20 protein-coding genes and 1 pseudogene are annotated in these 17,591 nt (G+C 54.6%); 7 read left to right on the top strand and 14 right to left on the bottom strand.

The window, feature by feature from the left end:
• Window positions 1-178 precede the first annotated feature (178 nt).
• Window positions 179-703 carry a ubiquinone anaerobic biosynthesis accessory factor UbiT gene (gene ubiT / locus HED65_RS12555; protein ID WP_114978833.1) on the top strand — a complete coding sequence of 175 codons (525 nt, stop codon included), beginning with the start codon at window positions 179-181 and terminating at the stop codon, window positions 701-703.
• Window positions 697-1,200: a GNAT family N-acetyltransferase gene (locus HED65_RS12550; RefSeq protein WP_114978832.1), complete on the top strand. Its 504-nt coding sequence runs from the start codon at window positions 697-699 to the stop codon at window positions 1,198-1,200. Before ubiT ends, HED65_RS12550 begins: the two co-directional genes overlap by 7 nt.
• Here the strand turns inward: HED65_RS12550 and HED65_RS12545 are convergent.
• On the bottom strand, window positions 1,187-1,516 hold the full coding sequence (locus HED65_RS12545) for a GIY-YIG nuclease family protein (RefSeq protein WP_080282778.1): 330 nt from the start codon (window positions 1,514-1,516) through the stop codon (window positions 1,187-1,189). The two genes, HED65_RS12550 and HED65_RS12545, sit on opposite strands and share 14 nt — an antisense overlap.
• Before the next feature lie 14 nt (window positions 1,517-1,530).
• Between HED65_RS12545 and HED65_RS12540 the strand changes: the two genes are divergently transcribed.
• Window positions 1,531-1,965, top strand: a complete 435-nt coding sequence (locus HED65_RS12540) for a YhbP family protein (RefSeq protein ID WP_114978896.1) — start codon at window positions 1,531-1,533, stop codon at window positions 1,963-1,965.
• On the opposite strand, the pseudogene HED65_RS12535 reads toward HED65_RS12540, so the two are convergent.
• A pseudogene (locus HED65_RS12535) lies at window positions 1,945-2,172 on the bottom strand (DJ-1/PfpI family protein); the annotation flags it as partial. The gene HED65_RS12540 and the pseudogene HED65_RS12535 sit on opposite strands and share 21 nt — an antisense overlap.
• Window positions 2,173-2,293: 121 nt before the next feature.
• Between HED65_RS12535 and HED65_RS12530 the strand changes: the two are divergent.
• Window positions 2,294-2,938, top strand: a complete 645-nt coding sequence (locus HED65_RS12530) for an NAD(P)H-binding protein (protein ID WP_114978831.1) — start codon at window positions 2,294-2,296, stop codon at window positions 2,936-2,938.
• Window positions 2,939-2,978: 40 nt separating this feature from the next.
• Window positions 2,979-4,016: a permease gene (locus tag HED65_RS12525; protein WP_114978830.1), complete on the top strand. Its 1,038-nt coding sequence runs from the start codon at window positions 2,979-2,981 to the stop codon at window positions 4,014-4,016.
• Between the two features lie 36 nt (window positions 4,017-4,052).
• Here the strand turns inward: HED65_RS12525 and dolP are convergent, their stop codons facing one another.
• Genes dolP through HED65_RS12505 form a run of 4 tightly spaced genes read right to left on the bottom strand, consistent with a single transcriptional unit; the run spans window position 4,053 to window position 7,759 of the window.
• Window positions 4,053-4,628 carry a division/outer membrane stress-associated lipid-binding lipoprotein gene (dolP, locus tag HED65_RS12520; protein WP_114978829.1) on the bottom strand — a complete coding sequence of 192 codons (576 nt, stop codon included), beginning with the start codon at window positions 4,626-4,628 and terminating at the stop codon, window positions 4,053-4,055.
• A gap of 9 nt (window positions 4,629-4,637) precedes the next feature.
• Window positions 4,638-5,228 carry a DnaA initiator-associating protein DiaA gene (gene diaA / locus HED65_RS12515; protein ID WP_003861754.1) on the bottom strand — a complete coding sequence of 197 codons (591 nt, stop codon included), beginning with the start codon at window positions 5,226-5,228 and terminating at the stop codon, window positions 4,638-4,640.
• A 21-nt stretch (window positions 5,229-5,249) separates the two neighbouring features.
• Window positions 5,250-5,645, bottom strand: coding sequence for a YraN family protein (locus HED65_RS12510; RefSeq protein ID WP_028017062.1), 396 nt, complete (start codon window positions 5,643-5,645; stop codon window positions 5,250-5,252).
• Window positions 5,603-7,759, bottom strand: coding sequence for a penicillin-binding protein activator (locus HED65_RS12505; RefSeq protein ID WP_114978828.1), 2,157 nt, complete (start codon window positions 7,757-7,759; stop codon window positions 5,603-5,605). Before HED65_RS12505 ends, HED65_RS12510 begins: the two co-directional genes overlap by 43 nt.
• 62 nt (window positions 7,760-7,821) lie before the next feature.
• Here HED65_RS12505 and rsmI point away from each other — a divergent pair, with 62 nt between their 5' ends.
• Together rsmI and HED65_RS12495 are read left to right on the top strand one after the other, a co-directional pair.
• Complete coding sequence (gene rsmI, locus HED65_RS12500) at window positions 7,822-8,685, top strand: 16S rRNA (cytidine(1402)-2'-O)-methyltransferase (protein WP_114978827.1); 864 nt, start codon at window positions 7,822-7,824, stop codon at window positions 8,683-8,685.
• 4 nt (window positions 8,686-8,689) lie between these two features.
• Entirely contained in the window at window positions 8,690-9,670 is a 981-nt protein-coding gene (locus HED65_RS12495) for a Fic family protein (RefSeq protein ID WP_114978826.1), read from the top strand.
• A gap of 19 nt (window positions 9,671-9,689) precedes the next feature.
• On the opposite strand, the gene HED65_RS12490 is transcribed toward HED65_RS12495, so the two are convergent.
• The 8 genes from HED65_RS12490 to agaV form a co-directional block, all read right to left on the bottom strand.
• The gene (locus HED65_RS12490) at window positions 9,690-11,579 is read right to left on the bottom strand and encodes an alpha-galactosidase (protein WP_114978825.1); all 1,890 of its coding nucleotides are present in this window, start codon (window positions 11,577-11,579) and stop codon (window positions 9,690-9,692) included.
• 20 nt (window positions 11,580-11,599) lie between these two features.
• Window positions 11,600-12,472: a tagatose-bisphosphate aldolase subunit KbaY gene (gene kbaY / locus HED65_RS12485; protein WP_114978824.1), complete on the bottom strand. Its 873-nt coding sequence runs from the start codon at window positions 12,470-12,472 to the stop codon at window positions 11,600-11,602.
• Window positions 12,473-12,484: 12 nt separating this feature from the next.
• A complete protein-coding gene (locus HED65_RS12480) occupies window positions 12,485-13,630 on the bottom strand; it encodes an SIS domain-containing protein (RefSeq protein WP_114978823.1) in 1,146 nt (381 codons plus the stop codon).
• Window positions 13,631-13,877: 247 nt separating this feature from the next.
• A complete protein-coding gene (gene nagA / locus HED65_RS12475; protein WP_114978822.1) occupies window positions 13,878-15,011 on the bottom strand; it encodes an N-acetylglucosamine-6-phosphate deacetylase in 1,134 nt (377 codons plus the stop codon).
• On the bottom strand, window positions 15,008-15,442 hold the full coding sequence (gene agaF / locus HED65_RS12470) for a PTS galactosamine/N-acetylgalactosamine transporter subunit IIA (protein WP_028017070.1): 435 nt from the start codon (window positions 15,440-15,442) through the stop codon (window positions 15,008-15,010). Before agaF ends, nagA begins: the two co-directional genes overlap by 4 nt.
• 16 nt (window positions 15,443-15,458) lie before the next feature.
• Entirely contained in the window at window positions 15,459-16,337 is an 879-nt protein-coding gene (gene agaE / locus HED65_RS12465; protein ID WP_114978821.1) for a PTS N-acetylgalactosamine transporter subunit IID, read from the bottom strand.
• Complete coding sequence (gene agaW / locus HED65_RS12460) at window positions 16,327-17,106, bottom strand: PTS N-acetylgalactosamine transporter subunit IIC (RefSeq protein ID WP_028017072.1); 780 nt, start codon at window positions 17,104-17,106, stop codon at window positions 16,327-16,329. The genes agaE and agaW overlap by 11 nt, the downstream gene beginning before the upstream one ends.
• A 10-nt stretch (window positions 17,107-17,116) precedes the next feature.
• Window positions 17,117-17,590 carry a PTS N-acetylgalactosamine transporter subunit IIB gene (gene agaV / locus HED65_RS12455; protein ID WP_028017073.1) on the bottom strand — a complete coding sequence of 158 codons (474 nt, stop codon included), beginning with the start codon at window positions 17,588-17,590 and terminating at the stop codon, window positions 17,117-17,119.
• Window position 17,591 lies beyond the last annotated feature (1 nt).

Here is a 17,591-nt window from a genome sequence, read left to right as displayed (position 1 = left end):
TAACGAGCTGGGATTTTAATTAACCCATACGCGACAATTTTTGATTTAAGGCAGCTAATGGCGTATTGATGGCACCAATAATGAGGTACACCGGACGACGGTTTGTTGATTTACGCCGCTATGTTGTGCTTCGGATATGGCAAAATAGCAGGACTATAGATATCAGGGAGTAAAGCTCGTGCTGGATAAACTGCGTTCACGTCTCGTACAATTTGGTCCATCAATGCTGAGCGTGCCGGTCAAACTGGCGCCGTTCGCGCTTAAACGCCAGGTGCTGGAGCAGGTCCTGAGCTGGCAGTTCCGCCAGGCGCTGCACGATGGCGAGCTGGAGTTCCTGGAAGGCCGCTGGTTAAGCATTGAGGTGCGTGACATCGGGCTGCGCTGGTTTACCTCTGTTGAGAATGACCAGTTGATCGTACGTGAATCTGCCGACGCGGATGTGAGTTTTAGCGCCAACGCCAGCGATTTGCTGATGATTGCCGCGCGTAAGCAAGATCCGGATACGCTCTTCTTCCAGCGTCGTCTGGTCATTGAAGGCGATACGGAGCTGGGCCTGTACGTTAAGAATTTAATGGATGCCATTGAGCTGGAGCAGATGCCGAAAGCGCTGCGTGTCATGTTGATGCAAATGGCAGATTTCGTTGAGGCCGGGCTGAAAAGCCCGCCGGAAAGCAAACACACTTCAGTAGGTGAGCCATGCTGATTCGAGTTGAAATTGGGATTGATGCACCGGGAATTGATGCGTTGCTACGCCGCTCTTTTGAGAGCGATGCCGAAGCCCAACTGGTCCACGATCTTCGCGAAGACGGCCTGATTACGCTGGGGCTGGTTGCCACCGATGATGAAGGTCAGGTGGTGGGCTACGTTGCCTTCAGCCCGGTTACCGTTCAGGGAGAAGAGCTCCAGTGGGTAGGTATGGCACCACTGGCCGTTGATGAAAATTATCGTGGACAAGGGCTGGCACGCCAGTTGGTCTATGAAGGGCTGGATTCGCTCAATGAGTTTGGCTATGCCGCTGTGGTCACGCTGGGCGATCCGGCGTTTTATGGCCATTTAGGCTTTGAGCAGGCCGCGCATTACGATCTCCGCTGCCGCTGGCCGGGCACGGAATCCGCGTTCCAGGTACACCGTCTGGCCGATGACGCGCTCAATGGCGTTAATGGCCTGGTGGAGTACCACGACCATTTCAATCGCTTTTAATCAGGCGCTCGCGTAGCGCCTCAAACGAGCCGTCTCCGCTCACGAGGCGCTCTTTCTGGCGCTTCGTCAACTGCTTAATACGGTATTCCAGTCTGAGCGCCAGCGATCTGTCACCAACAGGTGCTGAAAAGGCGAGTTGTAGTTCTCCTTTCCCCCGCAGTGCTTTTGCCCCTTTTCCCGTTTGATGTTGTAAAAAACGCCGCGCCACATCGGTGGTGATCCCGGTGTAGAGTGCGTTATCAGCGGTTCGGACAAGATAGAGAAACCAGCACACGGTAAACAGATTCAGTATGTTAAGGTGAACGCACCATAGCATGAGAGAGAATGAAAATGGAAACACTGGCCACCATTAACCGCTGGCTGACGAAACAGCATGTCGTCACCTGGTGCGTGTACAGCGAGGGCGAGATGTGGTGCGCAAACGCGTTTTACTACTACGATCCCGAGCGTGTGGCCTTTTATGTCATGAGTGAAGATAAGACTCGTCATGCGCAGATGACTGGCCAGCAGGCGAAGGTCGCGGGCACGGTGAATGGCCAGCCTAAAACGGTCGCGCTGATCCGTGGGGTGCAGTTTAAAGGGGAAATCCGTCGTCTGGACGGAGAAGAGAGCGACGCGCATCGTAAGCGTTACACGCGCCGTTTTCCTGTTGCCGCTTCGCTAAAAGCCCCGGTATGGGAAATCCGCCTTGATGAGCTGAAATTTACCGACAACACGCTGGGCTTTGGCAAGAAGCTGCACTGGCTACGCGCCGAGCAGGCGTAGCGCTTCGCGGTTAAATGCCGGAAGATCGTCCGGGGTCCGGCTGGTGATCAGCTGGTCTTTGTCGTTGACCACTTCCTGATCGTAAAACTCGGACCCCGCATTTTTCAGATCGATAACGATCGGTTTCACCGCCGTGAGCTTACGCCCGCGTACAACCTCAGCGCTGATGAGCAGTTGCGGGCCGTGGCAGATGGCAAAGACCGGTCTCCGTTGTTTTGGCTTCAGACTGATTTTTCTCCGCTTGTGGTAAATACTTACCTGTAACAGACTTCTAAGTGTGGTCGACCACGCTGAGTTCGCAAACGGACAATTCTGTAAAGGGGAAAAGATGAGCCAGGTACTGCTTACAGGCGCAACCGGGTTGGTGGGCGGACATTTGCTGCGTCTGCTGATTCAGGAGCGCAAAGTGAATTATATCGCCGCCCCTACGCGACGACCGCTCGCAGACATCTCCGGCGTCTTTAACCCACATGATCCGCAACTGACGGATGCGCTGGCACAGGTGCAGGACCCCATTGATATCGCATTTTGCTGTCTCGGCACGACCCGGCGTGAGGCGGGCAGTAAAGAGGCGTTTGTGCATGCGGACTACACACTGGTGGTAGATACGGCACTCACGGCCAAAAGGCTTGGGGCGAAACATTTCCTGGTGGTCAGCGCGCTGGGTGCCAGCGCCGGATCGCCTTTTTTCTACAACAAAGTGAAGGGCAAAATGGAGGACGCGCTGATTGCGCAGAGGTGGGAATATCTGACGATTGCTCGCCCCTCCATGCTACTGGGACACCGCGACGAACGGCGTTTTAATGAGTCAATTTTCGCGCCGCTATTCCGCATTCTTCCGGGGAACTGGAAATCCATTGAGGCGCAGGATGTCGCTCGCGCGATGCTGAAAGAGGCGTTTTCGCCTTCGAAGGAAGGGGTGAACATTATCCCTTCGGCAAAACTGCGTGAAATCGCGCAGGGCGAGGCGTAAACTCCCCCGGCTAATTACCTACTACTCTCCGGGGAATGTTATGACTGGTCAGTCTTCATCTCAGGCGGCAACACCTGTTCAATGGTGGAAGCCCGCGCTCTTCTTTCTTGTGGTCATTATCGGCCTCTGGTATGTGAAATGGCAGCCTTATTACGGCAAAGCCTTCACCGCCGCCGAAACGCACAGCATCGGTAAGTCTATTCTCGCTCAGGCTGATACCAGCCCACTGCAGGCGGCGTGGGATTACGCTTTGGTCTACTTCCTTGCCGTCTGGAAAGCCGCCGTTTTAGGCGTCATTCTGGGGTCACTGATTCAGGTACTTATTCCGCGGAACTGGCTGGTGAAAACTCTCGGGCAGTCGCGTTTTCAGGGCACGCTTCTGGGGACGATTTTCTCTCTGCCGGGCATGATGTGCTCCTGCTGCGCTGCTCCTGTTACCGCGGGGATGCGTCGCCAGCGTGTCTCAATGGGCGGAGCGCTGGCTTTCTGGATGGGTAACCCGCTATTAAACCCGGCGACGCTGGTGTTTATGGGATTTGTTCTGGGCTGGCATTTTGCGTTCATCCGTCTGGTGGCTGGATTGCTGACGGTGCTGGTAGTCGCGACGCTGGTACAAAAATGGGTGAAAGATAATGCCGTTGAACCGGCGTCAGTTGAGCTGAACGTCAGCGAGCCTCAGGGGAGTTTCTTCATGCGCTGGGGTCAGGCGTTATGGCAGCTTTTCTGGAGCACTATCCCGGTCTATATCCTGGCGGTACTGGTTCTGGGGGCTGCGCGCGTTTGGCTTTTCCCGCATGCGGATGGGGCTATCGACAACACGCTGATGTGGGTCATTGCGATGGCCGTTGCAGGCTGCCTGTTTGTGATCCCAACGGCGGCGGAGATCCCGATTGTGCAGACCATGATGCTGGCTGGCATGGGCACAGCACCGGCGCTGGCGCTGCTCATCACACTGCCTGCAATCAGCCTGCCGTCGCTTATCATGCTGCGTAAATCATTCCCGGCCAAAGCGCTGTGGCTGACAGCGGGGCTGGTGGCGTTGAGTGGGGTGGTAGTGGGAAGTCTTGCGTTGGTTTAAGACAAAAAAATACCCGACATTGCCGGGTATTTTTTATTACTTGATATAAGTAAACGCGGTGGTGACGTGTTTCACGCCGCTCACCCGGCTGGCGATATCAGCCGCAGCTTTTCCTTCACGGTCGGTTACCAGACCCAGCAGGAACACTTCACCGTTTTCCGTCGTCACTTTCACGTTGGAAGATTTCACCTGGTCAGAACCCAGCAACTGGGAACGCACTTTGGTGGTGATCCAGGTGTCAGACGATGCGGTGCCCAGGCTGACAGGTTGTCCCTGGCGCACTTCGTTGAAGACTTCTGTTGTACCTTCTACACCCATCGCAATCTGTTTGGCGCGGGAGGCGAGTTCCATATTGGGTGCCTGGCCCGCAAGCAGCACTTTACCCTGATAAGCCGTCACATTGATGCGCGCTTCTTTCTTAATCTGTTCGTCTTTCGACAGCGCACTGTTGACGCGCAGTTCAAGCGTACCGTCATCCACCTGCGTCCCGACAGTACGCGGATCGGTTGCTGCTTTAGTGCCTACCGCAGCAGTACCCACGACAGCCGCAGCGATACAGCCCTGAAGCAGTAATGCAGACATAAGGACTGCGAGGGTCGATAAAGCCTTCATAAGAACTCCTTAATCATCCTGGTGAGGGAAAAGCGTGTTATCGATCAGGTCGCATAAGCAATTTACCGTCAGCATATGCATTTCCTGAATACGCGCGCTACGGTGAGAAGGAATGCGAATTTCCACATCCTGCGGCCCCAGCAAACCCGCCAGCTCACCACCGTCATAGCCGGTTAAAGCCACGATAGTCATGTCCCGGGTCACAGCGGCTTCAACAGCTTTGACAATGTCCCGGCTGTTGCCGCGTGTGGATATTGCCAGCAGCACATCTCCGGCATGGCCGAGGGCTCTCACCTGCTTCGCATAAATTTCGTCATGCAGACGATCGTTAGCAATCGCTGTTAAGACCACATTATCGGTATTAAGTGCAATGGCAGGTAAACTCGGACGTTCTGTTTCAAAACGATTGATCATGCTGGCAGCAAAATGCTGTGCGTTGGCGGCTGACGTTCCGTTGCCACAACAGAGGATTTTGTTGCCATTAAGCAGGGATTGCACCAGCGTCATCGCGGCACGGGAGATAGCATCCGGTAGCGCTTCAGCCGCGGCAATCTGAGTCTGGATGCTTTCTGTGAAGCACACTTTAATTCTTTCGAGCACGTTATCCCTTTTAAATCTTAATTATGCGTCTTCGCCAAAAGCGTTTTTAAGCCATTCGATCTCATTTCCGGTGAAGGCTATCACATCGAACCGGCAATCCACAGTATCAAAGCTCCCATTATGGCGGGCAAGCCACAAGTGGGCAGTCTGTAATAATTTATGTTGTTTGGCGAGCGTCACGCTGGCGGCAGCGCCGCCAAAACGGGAGGACTGTCGAAAACGGACTTCTACAAACACAATGACCTGAGCCTCTTTCATGATCAGGTCAATTTCGCCGCCACGCCCACGGACGTTAGCGGCGATAAAGCGCAGTCCTTTGCCTTCAAGCCAGCGACGCGCTTTGAGTTCCCACGCATCGCCGGTCTCTTTACGGCTTAACTGGCCGGGACGATTTGCCCCTGCTGGTATTTGAGCCATGATAACTTCCTGTTGATCACGCAATCCTGAGTAGCGGTCAGATCGCCGGTGTTGCCGTTAAGCTCAAAGCCTGGCACCTGACGCATCTGGGTAAAGTGGTTTGCAAGCGCCCACGCATCGACACCCATCGCATACAGACGTGCCAGAGAGTAGTCGTTACGTACTGCCCCCAGCGCCTGCTGCATCAGTGCCGGATTGCTGCCTGCCAGCATAGGGATTTCGCTGTACTGCAGACCGTCCATTTCCAGACGGAAATCCGGGCCTGCAGTGCCCTGCGCGCTGCGTGAACTGGCGTACAGCGTTGCGCCGCTCTGGCTGCCGTTACGCATTGCAATCATCGGTTTGATAAAGGCGATCTCTTGTGGCGTGGCGACAATATAGGCTGCATCCACTTTACCGCCACCGCTGATCTGCGCGTCGGTAGGTGGGGCAGGGATTGTCAGACCACCAATTGTCACGCCCTGCTGCTGCGGCAGGCTTGCGGTCACCGGACTTCCGTTCAGGGCGATACCTGCCCCGCCATTTACGCCAGCGCGCAGTTCAGAGACGGAACCGAATTTCTGCTGCAGCACCATACCGCCACCGAGCTTCTGCCATTCATCGGCAAAGGCATTCGCGACGCGATCGCCCAGCGTACTACGTGGGATGAGCAACAGAGGAGCCTGTTTACCCTGCTCGTGGATATGTCGTGCGGCATCGCGGGCTTCATCTTCAGGGGAAAGCGCGAAGTAGCAGATATTGGCCCGGTTCTGAACCTGTTCAGGCTGATTGAGCGCCAGCACGTTCAGCGTGGTATTGCTCTTCATCAGCTCTTCCACGTTGTTTTTCAGCAGCGGGCCGACAACGATGCTTGCACCGTCCTGTTGAACCTGCGCCAGCACCTGGTCAAGCGGCTGTGAACTGGTGTCGTAGATTTTCAGCTCAGCACTCGGGTTGGCGCTGGAGGCTGCCACGGTTTGCGGCTGCGCAGCAGGTTGGGTTGCGGGTTGCGCAGGTTGCTGTTCAGACGGTTGTGCTGTGGCAGCAGGTGCCGTCGCCGCTTGTGTCTCAGCCGGAGCCTGTGTTGCAGGCGCAGGCGCAGTTGCGGCTGCCGGAGGTGTTGTTGGTGCGGTAACCGGGTTTTGCATCGTGCCCTGCGCCGGGGTTTGGGCGGTGGTCAGGTCACTGGTCTCGGCTGCGGACGGGCTGACAACATCGTTCACATTTGCTGCCTGTGCTGCTTGTGCCGGAACGGCACTGCCTGTCACCGGCGTGGTACCGTTTTTCGCCGCTTCAAAACCCTGCTGAATAGTGCGACCAAATACCGACGCCTGACCGTTTAGCGGCAGCAGCAGGGCGATTTTGCTGGTCGATGCTGGCTTAAAGTTCTGCACGTTTACCAGCTGTGTTGGCAGCATTTTCGCGCCCGGATTCTGCGGGTAGCGGGTTTGCCAGTCAGTAATACCTGCTTTCAGCATCTTCGGATCGTTGCGGTTGTTAAACCACATCTGCTGCAGATCCAGCCAGCCCTGCAGTACGTTCTCATCGGCATTGATGACCAGTGCCTGCGCCTGTTCCTGGGTCATGGAGGCAAGCGCCTGCCAGGTGGCATCAATATTTTTCTGCTTGTCGGCACCGCCGAGCAGCGGTTCCTGAGCAATCAGTGCACGGAGCAGTGTCAGGGAAGGACGACCCTGCTCAGCAGCAATACCTGCCTGCCAGAAACGAGCCTGCTGATTTTTATCCAGCGCGCTGACGTCGATATCACCCAGGAGCTTTTTCGCGCCATCATAATCTTTCAGTGCGACTTTCAGTTCAGCGGAAAGCAAACTCTGCTCACGACGTTGAGTGTCGTTAAGATCTTTCGGTAACTGATTGAACAGTTCGGCGGCCTGCTGGGTTTTCCCCTCTTTCAACAGTGCACGAATGGCGAGTAATTGCCAGTTGGTCTTGGTATCATTTGAACTCTGCGACATTTGTTGCAGATAAAAACCAGAATCAGCCTGAGCGGAACCCTGCAGATGTGCAGTGCTCTGGTCAGGTGCCTGGGTGCCACAGCCTGCAAAGATCAGCGCTGCCAGCAGAAGCGGCACGCTGCGTGTGGCTTTTTTTCGAAGAAATGTTAACGGTACCATACTGTATCCAGTGATTTTTTTTACGCAATGCTCAATATTAAATCGGCAATACGGACTAAACAATGAAACAACACGAAACGGCGGATAATTCTCAAGGCCAGCTCTATATTGTACCTACTCCTATCGGGAATTTATCTGATATTACCCAACGTGCGCTTACCGTGTTGCAAGCTGTTGATTTAATTGCTGCTGAGGATACCCGGCACACCGGTTTACTGCTTCAACATTTTGCGATCACCGCCCGTTTGTTTGCCCTGCACGATCACAATGAGCAACAAAAAGCCGAAACGCTGGTGGCGAAGCTGAAAGAGGGGCAGAACATTGCGTTAGTTTCCGATGCAGGAACACCACTGATTAACGACCCTGGTTATCATCTGGTGCGTACCTGTCGTGAAGCGGGGATCCGGGTTGTACCTTTGCCGGGCCCCTGCGCCGCAATTGCTGCGTTGAGCGCTGCGGGGTTGCCATCTGACCGTTTCTGCTATGAAGGTTTCCTGCCTGCTAAATCCAAAGGCCGCCGCGATGTGTTAAAAGATCTGGAGGCGGAACCGCGCACGCTGATCTTCTACGAATCAACCCATCGTCTGCTGGAAAGCCTGGAAGATATGGTGGCCGTCTGGGGGGAATCACGCTACGTGGTGCTGGCGCGTGAACTGACCAAAACGTGGGAAACGATCCACGGCGCACCGGTGGGTGAACTGCTGGCGTGGGTGAAGGAAGATGAAAACCGCCGTAAAGGTGAAATGGTGCTGATTGTCGAAGGGCATAAAGCGCAAGAAGATGCGCTCCCGGCTGATGCGCTGCGTACGCTGGCGCTGCTGCAGGCAGAACTGCCGCTGAAGAAGGCTGCGGCACTAGCGGCGGAAATTCACGGCGTGAAGAAAAATGCGCTGTATAAGTATGCGCTGGAGCAGCAGGGAGAGTAAACGTATGAGCCGCTACCTGCCTCCATTCGCTATCACGCCATCAATTCTCAATCAGGTTGTTGAGATTGGTGAGTTGCTGGGGCATTGGGCGGCTCATTCCGGAAGGACATCTCCTTTACTGCGTAAAGAGAACCGTATCCGCACTATCCAGGCATCGCTGGCCATTGAACACAACTCGCTGACTACCGGGCAAGTGACGGCAATCATGGATGGCAAGCGCGTGCTCGCGCCTGAAAAAGATATTCAGGAAGTACGCAATGCTATCCTGGCATATGAGAAATTGTCTGAATGGAAGCCATGGAAGCTCAATGACTTACTCAATGCACACCGGTTATTAATGACTGGTCTGGTCGATCTCCCTGGAAAGCTCAGGAATGGAGACGTAGGGGTATATCGTGGAAACCAGTTAGTCCACATGGCTCCTCCTGCCTCCCAGATGAACCGTCTGATCGACGATCTTCTTTCCTGGCTTAAGCAAACTGATCTCCACCCGCTGATTGCCAGTTCGGTATTTCATTACGAGTTTGAGTTTATTCATCCCTTTTCAGATGGAAATGGCCGCATGGGGCGGCTGTGGCAAACGTTGATCTTAAGCCAGTGGCGTGCGGAACTGGCATGGCTACCCGTCGAGACACTCATCCATTTTCAGCAGGCGCGCTATTACCAGATATTAGGACAATGCGATCGGGCCAGTGATTGCACGGCATTCGTGGAGTTTATGCTGCAAAATATGGCTGAAGCTTTGCGGGAAGTCATAGGTATGTCGCCAGTATTGTCGGAAAAAATGTCGGAAGAATTGTCGGAAAAGGAAAATACTATCCTTGAGCTTCTTACCGTTCAACCGCAAATGACTGCGGTAATGTTGGCATCTGTTTTGGGCGTAACTTCCCGCACTGCGGAACGTTATCTCCGTTCTTTGCAATCAAAAGGTAAATTAAAACGCGTGGGGGCAAGGAAAGGGGGAAGCTGGCAGGTCATGGCTTAACCTGCCAACTGAACACTTTTTATTTTTCTGGTAATGCTTCAAATACCAGCGTTTCCAGCGGTTGCAGCGTAATCACCACCGCTTTTTTGTACTGCCCAGGTATGGTTGAATTATTGCCGTACACCGCCCTCAGACTAAACTGCGTTCCGTCTCCTGTCGGGATTTCGAAATCTCTCGTCAAATCCAGGTAGTAGCTTTGCGGCTTATCCGACGGGTTACGTAAGCCGAGAATCGCTTTATCCTTGCTCCAGGATGCCCAACCGTAAACCTGCAGCGCAGTTGGATCACCACCAATCCAGTGCGTGTCTACCAGTACGCTGGCGTTGTCCCGCGACCACTTCGCGGCCTGCGCCAGGGTGTCCCACTTCGCCTTATTCAGCATTGAAGGGGTGATGTATAGCTCCTGCAACTGCGTGCCGGTGGCGAAATAGCTCCAGACCTGGTCGGCAAAATCGCTGTCCGTTTGCACTTTCTCCAGCCCGTAATAGGCATTTTCTGCACTGACGATCCCGTGGTACATCAGCGAATTGAGTGGGAACAGTGGGCCTTTGCGTACAATGGAACGGTACGTTTCAGCGTCGCGGTAAGTCATCCACTGCTGTACCGGTGTACCTGGGCCATACAGGTTTATGTCATCACCCTGACGCCAGATGGAATCGGCGTAGAACAGCCAGGATGGACTGGCATTGGTACCGGTCGTCAGGTTGATAAACAGGTTCGGATTGGCGCTGCGCATGTTATGCAGCAGTGCAATAGAGGCGTCAAAATCCGAGGCGAACGGGCTGCCTTTAATGTGCGAGTTGGCGTTACCCATTCCGTCCAGCTTAAACGAGGTAATATGCTCGTTTTTTATCAGCTTACTAATCTGCTCATTAAAGTTTTTAAAGTAGTTCGGGCCTGACAGCGCCAGCTTCCCGTCTACCGTTTCGAAACCATACTCTTTTGCATGCGAGACACGAGTATCGCGCGGTTTGTTATATCCGCCCCACGGAGAAAGCCACAAGCCGACAGAGCTGTGCAGGCTGTCAGCTTTCTCCCGTACTTTGCCAAAACCGGCTCTGAATGCCGGGCCGAACAGCCAGCGCCCGGTAAGGTCATCCCAGCCATCGTCAAGCAGGAAAGCATCCAGCGCTACGCCCCGCCCGGTGATAAATTCCTTGTTCCATTCGTCCATACGCCCCAGTACATCCTGCTCGGAGTAAGGGGTAAAGAAACCGATGTCCATCCAGCTGTTGTAGTGTAGATAAGGCTTATACGGACGCGGACGGACGGCGTCGATAAACTGGTTTACGCTACGGCGCAGCTGGCTGGTTTCCGGGAAGGTACCGAAGTATGTGGTATAGCTGACCGGCGTTGCTGGTTGAATGGGCGTTTTCAGCTCCACATTGAGGTTGGTCGTCGCTTCATAGGCGTAAGTATTAACGATGGGTTTATCCGGCAGGATAAAGAACGAGTCTGCGATAATCGGCGAACTGTTAATTGCCCCGTCTACGTAAGGTGCCTGGGACTGCTTTTTGGTCGGGAAGAAGGTGATTTTCGCCACTTCACGAGGCTGCCCGACGGCTGCGATGGTGTAGTCGATGCTGGCGTATTTCCCCTTCACCAGGTTCAGCTTCACCGTCACGTTAAAGTCAGGATGGGTGAAGTCGATGACGATTCCGTTGTCCTGCTTTTCGACATGCTTGATCTTAAAATCCGCCGTGTGGATTTTTTTCTCATCTGGCAGCGTCAGAAAGAACAGCTCCTGCGGTGTCAGCGGATGGTTGGCCCTGGTGTCTTTAACCACGACCGTCGAGTTTGCGTCATCAAATGACAGGGCAATGTTGTCGTTATTAAGGCTGTAGTTCGCTGCCATCGCGCCATGAGAAACACACAGGGCAAGCATTGAGAGGGGGAGGATTTTTTTCATCAGGGTAAGATCCTTTTCAATCAGGCTTCTGCCGGCAGCAGCAAGCGATTTGCCGAGCCACAAACGTTAATTTTGCTTCTGACCACCTCTTTCATGGCATCCATGCCGACCCGCATATAGAAGCGTGGATCGTTACCTTGCGGGTTGTCGGCAAACCAGGTTTTGACGGCGTCAGAAAAGGCGATTTTCAGCTCGGTTGCCACGTTGACTTTGCACACGCCCAGTTCAATGGTGCGGCGAACGTACTCATCGGGTACATCACTCGCGCCATGCAGCACCAGCGGTACGGTCACCACTTCGCGGATTTCGGCCAGTCGCTGGAAGTCGATTTTGGGTCGTTTGGTATAGAGGCCGTGCGCGGTGCCGATGGCGACAGCAAGGCTATCGACGCCGGTCAGCTCAACAAAGCGCTTCGCTTCTTGTGGATCGGTGAGAAATGCGCTTTCGGCGTCGACGTTCATGTCATCTTCCACGCCACCCAGACGCCCCAGCTCAGCCTCGACGCTACAGTCGTTGAGATGGCAAAAATCGACCACGGATTTCACCAGCTTCACGTTCTGCTCAAATGGATAGTGGCTGCCGTCGATCATTGCGCTGCGCACACCGGCGTTCACTTTACGACGAATATCGTCCAGTGATTCGTGGTGATCGAGATGCAACGCCAGTGGCATGTCATAAGTGACGGAATAAGCGCTGCACAAGGCGTAGATCTCTTCGAGCGCAATGTGTTTAAACGTCCCGGGGGTGCCCGCAAGGATCACCGGCGATCGCATTTCGCTGCAAACTTCGAGGATCGCCTGGATCGTCTCCGCGTTATGGATATTGAACGCCGGCACGGCGTAGCCTTTTGCCTGGGCGTCCTGCAGAAGATATTTAGTCGAGATAATGCTCATAATGAGATCCTCTTAAGCCTGCCACGGATGAATAACAACGCCCTGAACCACACGGTTAACCGTGCCGCTGGCGGATGGCGTATCGGGTGTGTTGCCTACGCTGAGTGACTGGGAAAGCGCAAAGACCTGGGCATACATCAGGAAGCAGAACGCCTGTTCCATATCGATAAACGAACGGGAAGGCGGTAGCAGAATATGCGGACCAGCCTCAATAACCGGATCCATTTCAGCGGCGATAGCCACCACGCGCAGGGCCTGGCGATCGCGACGCAGCTCGGCCAGCAGATCGAGATCGTACTGACGCGTATACGGATGGCTGGAGACAAATACCACCACCAGTGTTTCGTGATCCACCAGCGACTTCGGCCCATGACGGAAACCTGTAGGGGAGTCGTAGAATGCCGCCAGTTTTCCGGCTGTTAGCTCCAGCACCTTCAGTGCTGACTCACGCGCAACACCTTGCAGGCCACCGCTTCCCAGGTAGACGATCCTCTTCCATGGCTCATGACCAAAGACACCCTGACTGAAATCGCCGAGCGACATCAGGATCGCCTGGCAGCGATCGGCTACGTCGTGGAAGGTCTGGCTGTTGATCGTTTCCGGGGCGAAAACCGCCAGACAGCTTGCCATCATGGTGGTGATACTGCTGGTCATCGCGAAGCCGCGATCGTGCGTTTCGGCTGGCATCAGCAGGGCAAAGGCGTTATCGCTGTTGACGGCATTCTGGTACAAACTGCCTGCTTCGTTGCAGGTGATCGACAGGTGGTAGCATTCCGGCACAAACTGATTGGCCAGTTCTACAGCCGCCACGCTTTCCGGGCTGTTGCCGGAGCGGGCAAACGAAATCAGCAACAATGGATGCGCAGGGCTGAAGTAATCCATTGGGTTCGTCACCAGATCAGTTGTTGGTACGGCGGTGAAGTTTTTCCCGGTGTGGCTGGCAAGCCATGGCGCAATAATGTCGCCGATAAAGGCAGATGTGCCTGCACCTGTCAGGACGATCCGCAGATCAGATTTGCGCAGCAGGGGAGTAAGAAAACCGTCAATCGACGAACGCAGGCTATCAATGTTGCTGAGCGAGCGGACCCAGCTGGCAGGTTGCTGACGGATCTCTTCTTCGGTCCAGGTGCCGGTTGTGGCGGTAGTGATTTGTGGCATAACTCAGTCCTTAGTCGTGTGAATTCCACATCAGACGCTGGCAAATATGTCGCTATCTTTCGTTTCGTTTCACTTGTTCACAGAAGCAGTTAAATAAAATCTATAGAAAAGAAATCGAAAGTTCAACGAAAGAAAAGAAATAAAACGAAAAGTGTGATCGCAAAAGGAAAGACAATGAAGAAGGAAAGGAAAAGAAAGGCCTTACGATCTCGCGCCGTAAGGCCAACAGGAGGACACAATGAAAGGGCTAAAGGGGGAGAGCCTGGCCCTGAATCCAGATCCGCTGGAAGTGTAAACCACCGTCCAGCACGATGAGCGTGGCGTGTTTGCCTGGTGCTAACGACCCGAGCTGGTTATCAATACCCAGCAGTCTTGCCGGGTGCAGCGAGGCCATATGGATAGCATCTTCAGCGGTGATGCCAGCGTGCTCCACCATATTACGGACGGCGGCATCCAGCGAGAGCGTACTCCCTGCCAGGCCACCGGTGGCGGTACGCACAACACCATTTTGCATACAGACCTCTTCACCGCACAGGGTGTAGTTCCCGTCAGGCATACCAGCAGCCTGCATTGCATCGGTGATCAGCACCATGCGGTCTTTCGCGCAGCAGCAGCACAGACGCATGGCTCCCGGGTGGACGTGGTGACCATCGGCAATCAGCTCCAGCCATGCACGTTTGTCTGTAAGCCCGGCACCAACCATGCCGGGTTCCCTGTGATGTAACCCCGTCATACCGTTGTAGCAGTGGACCAACCCATCAGCACCTGCGTCAAAAGCTGCAAGGGTTTGATTGTAAGTGGCGGCGCTATGGCCCAGCATCACGCGTAAACCGTGCTGTTTAAGGTGGCTAATCGCCTGTAATGCGCCAGGTTTTTCCGGCGCAAGCGCCACCACGCGTAGTGTGTTTTGAGAAACCTCAATCAGTGCGTTCAGCTCAGCGATATCCAGCTCCCGAAAAAGCTCCGGCGGGTGCGCCCCTTTGTTTTGCGGCGTAAAGTACGGGCCTTCAAGATAGCTACCCAGAACCTGCGCGCCGGGGCCGCCGGAACGAGTGCGCCGGGCGATACGTATAAGTGCGCCGTGGATGACCTCCAGCGGCGCGGTGACGGTGGTGGGCAGAAATGCGCCCACGCCTTCACGTGCTTTATGTATCGCCAGGGTATCCAGCACGTCGGGTGCATCATCCATGACATCCACACCCGCACCGCCGTGAACGTGCGTATCAATATAGGCCGGGCAAAGCAACTCAGCATCGCGCGACGTAATGCCCACGGGGATTGGCTCAATCGCCGTGATGATCCCGCTTTCAATACGTAGCTGGTGGTCTTCAAGCCAGCCCCGTTCGGTGAGTACACGGCGAGCGCGTAACAGCTGGCTCATATACCTTCCTCTGCAGGCGCTTCCTCACGGCAGCGCCCCAGCTCATCGACCAGGCTTGTCAGCCCACGATGTCCGCACTCCAGCGCCTGCAATCGAAATGCTTCGCTGCTTAAACCGTCGCGCTCCAGCACCATTTCCAACAGCAGTTGCAGGTTAGTGCCCGTTATCACTTCACTGCCGGGCCTTTGCATAGCAAGCGTTGAGGCGACACGAAACGGCGTACCGCCCAGCAAGTCGGTAAGAAATACAATATCGTGCTCTGCATTCAGCTCGCTCACCGCCTGCTCAAGCTGGGTGGTCAGTCGCGCCGTGGTGGAGGTCTCCGGAAAATCAATGGCGATAAACTGCGGTTGCTCGCCAAGGATCTGTTTCATCGCCTGCTCAAGCCCACTGGCAAAACCACCGTGACCCGTCAAAATAATGCCTAACATCGTTACCTCTTTGCTTTTACAGGAAGTGACAGAATTTACCGACAACACCGAGCACCACAGTGATACCAATCAGACGCAGTGGGCTCCAGCCACGGCGTACCAGCCAGAACATAGTCAGGGTATAGACCAGTGGCAGGAAGGCAGGCATCAGCTTGTCGATAACGTCGGCCTGCAGTTTGACGACTGCATCACCGGCCTTGATTTCGAGCGTGGTATTAAGGCGAACATAGGTTGCCACCAGCGCGCCAATCACCGTCATCCCGACGATAGAGGCCGCGTGACCAACCTTTTTGGTATTGGCCTTAATCAGCGGGATCGCTGCGACACCCATCCGGTAAGCGTAATGCGCCAGACCAAAACGCAGGCCAAGATGCACCACGTTAAACAGCACGATAAAGACCACGGCGCCCAGAATGGAACCCTGCAACGCCAGGCTTGCGCCAATCCCACCGCATATGGGTAGCAAAGTGAGCCAGAACATGGCGTCACCAATACCACCGAGTGGTGCGCCCACGGCAATTTTGGTGCTCTGGATGCTGTTCACATCCTGCTTGGAGCGCTCCATGGCCAGGATGATGCCGATAACGAAGGTCACCAGGAACGGGTGGGTGTTGAAGAAGCCCATGTGACCTTTCATGGCACGCGCCAGATCCCGCTTATTGGTGTGGATCTTTTTCAGCGCGGGCAGTAAGCCATACAGCCAGCCGGAGGCCTGCATACGTTCGTAGTTAAACGAGGCCTGCAGCAGCATGGAACGCCAGGCTACGCGGTTAATGTCCTTTCTCGTCAGCTCGGCACCAATATTTTGGTCTTCGTAGACGTTCTCATTCACGCCAGTGAGCAGAGTCTCTTCGCTTTCAGAAACGCCAGGCAAAGTTGTTTGATTAGATGCCATCTTCGAATTCCTCTTTCCGGGACGCAGGTGCTGTCGGTTCAGGTGATTTACGCATCAGGTCGATAAGTGCCATTGCCAGGGCGGCAGCGGCAATCGCCAGTACCGGAAGCTTGAGCCAGGCTGCGGCCACAAAACCGATAATGAAGTAAGGGATGTAGACGTTTTTCATCATGATCTTCAGCAGCACGGCAAAACCGATAGCTGGCATGATGCCGCCCGCGACGCCAAGACCATCAATCAACCGTGCCGGCAGAACATCAATGGCGGTTTTCGCGTGTTCTGCACCGAAGTAAATCGGCAGGAAAGCACACAGGAAGTAGAAGATACCGAGGGCCAGCAGTGCCAGATAGTTGACCCGTTCAATACCGTTAGTATCCGCATTGGCCGCCATGCGATCGCAGCGAGACATCACGCCAGACATTACGGAGAAGAGGAACGTGATCCCCATCTGTACTGCAACGGCAAACGGGACGGCGACGCCAACGGCAACTTCCGGCTTCACGCCTGTACTGATAGCAAACGCTGTGCCTACAATCGTGCCGATAATCACGTTTGGTGGCTGTGCGCCTGCCAGCGGTGCCAGTCCCATCCAGACCAGTTCTAACGTACCGCCGGTCAAAATACCGGTGTGTAGATCGCCCAGAATCAGGCCAACCAACGGCCCGAGTACCACCGGGCGGTGCATGTGTGTTAAGCCGTTAAACATATCCAGACCGGCTATAAAGGCGAGAACGCCCAACGCCAGTGCCTGCAACAGACTGATTTCCATTGTGAATCCCTCAGAGCAGTTTAAAGAGATCCAAAGCAGTTTCTGTTGGAACGCCCTGAACGAAGCATTCCACTCCGGCAGATTTCAGACCGTTGAACGCAGTGATATCGTTTGCGTCGACAGAGACCGTTTTGGCAATTTGTTGTTTGCCATTGGCATAGTGCATGTTGCCTACATTGATACGGGTGACAGGTACGCCACCCTCCACCAGCGTCAGAAAATCAGCGGGTGATTTACAGACCAGCAGAATTTTCTGGCGGTCGGCAGCGCGGTGAATGTTGTCGATCACTTTTTGCAGTGACCAGAAGCGCACGGCGATCCCTTCCGCGAGCACCATTTCCATCAGGTTTTGTTGAACCGGATCTTCTGCAACCTCGTCATTTGCCACCAGCACGAGGTTCGCCCCCGCAAACCCTACCCACTGCACACCCACCTGACCGTGGATCAACCGTTCATCAATGCGGCATAAGACAATGTTTGGCATA

This window comes from Pantoea sp. LS15, from assembly GCF_012241585.1.
Taxonomy (GTDB): Bacteria; Pseudomonadota; Gammaproteobacteria; order Enterobacterales; family Enterobacteriaceae; genus Enterobacter.
Note: the sequence above shows the minus strand (reverse complement) of the source record. Positions and strands in the feature narration are given on the sequence as shown.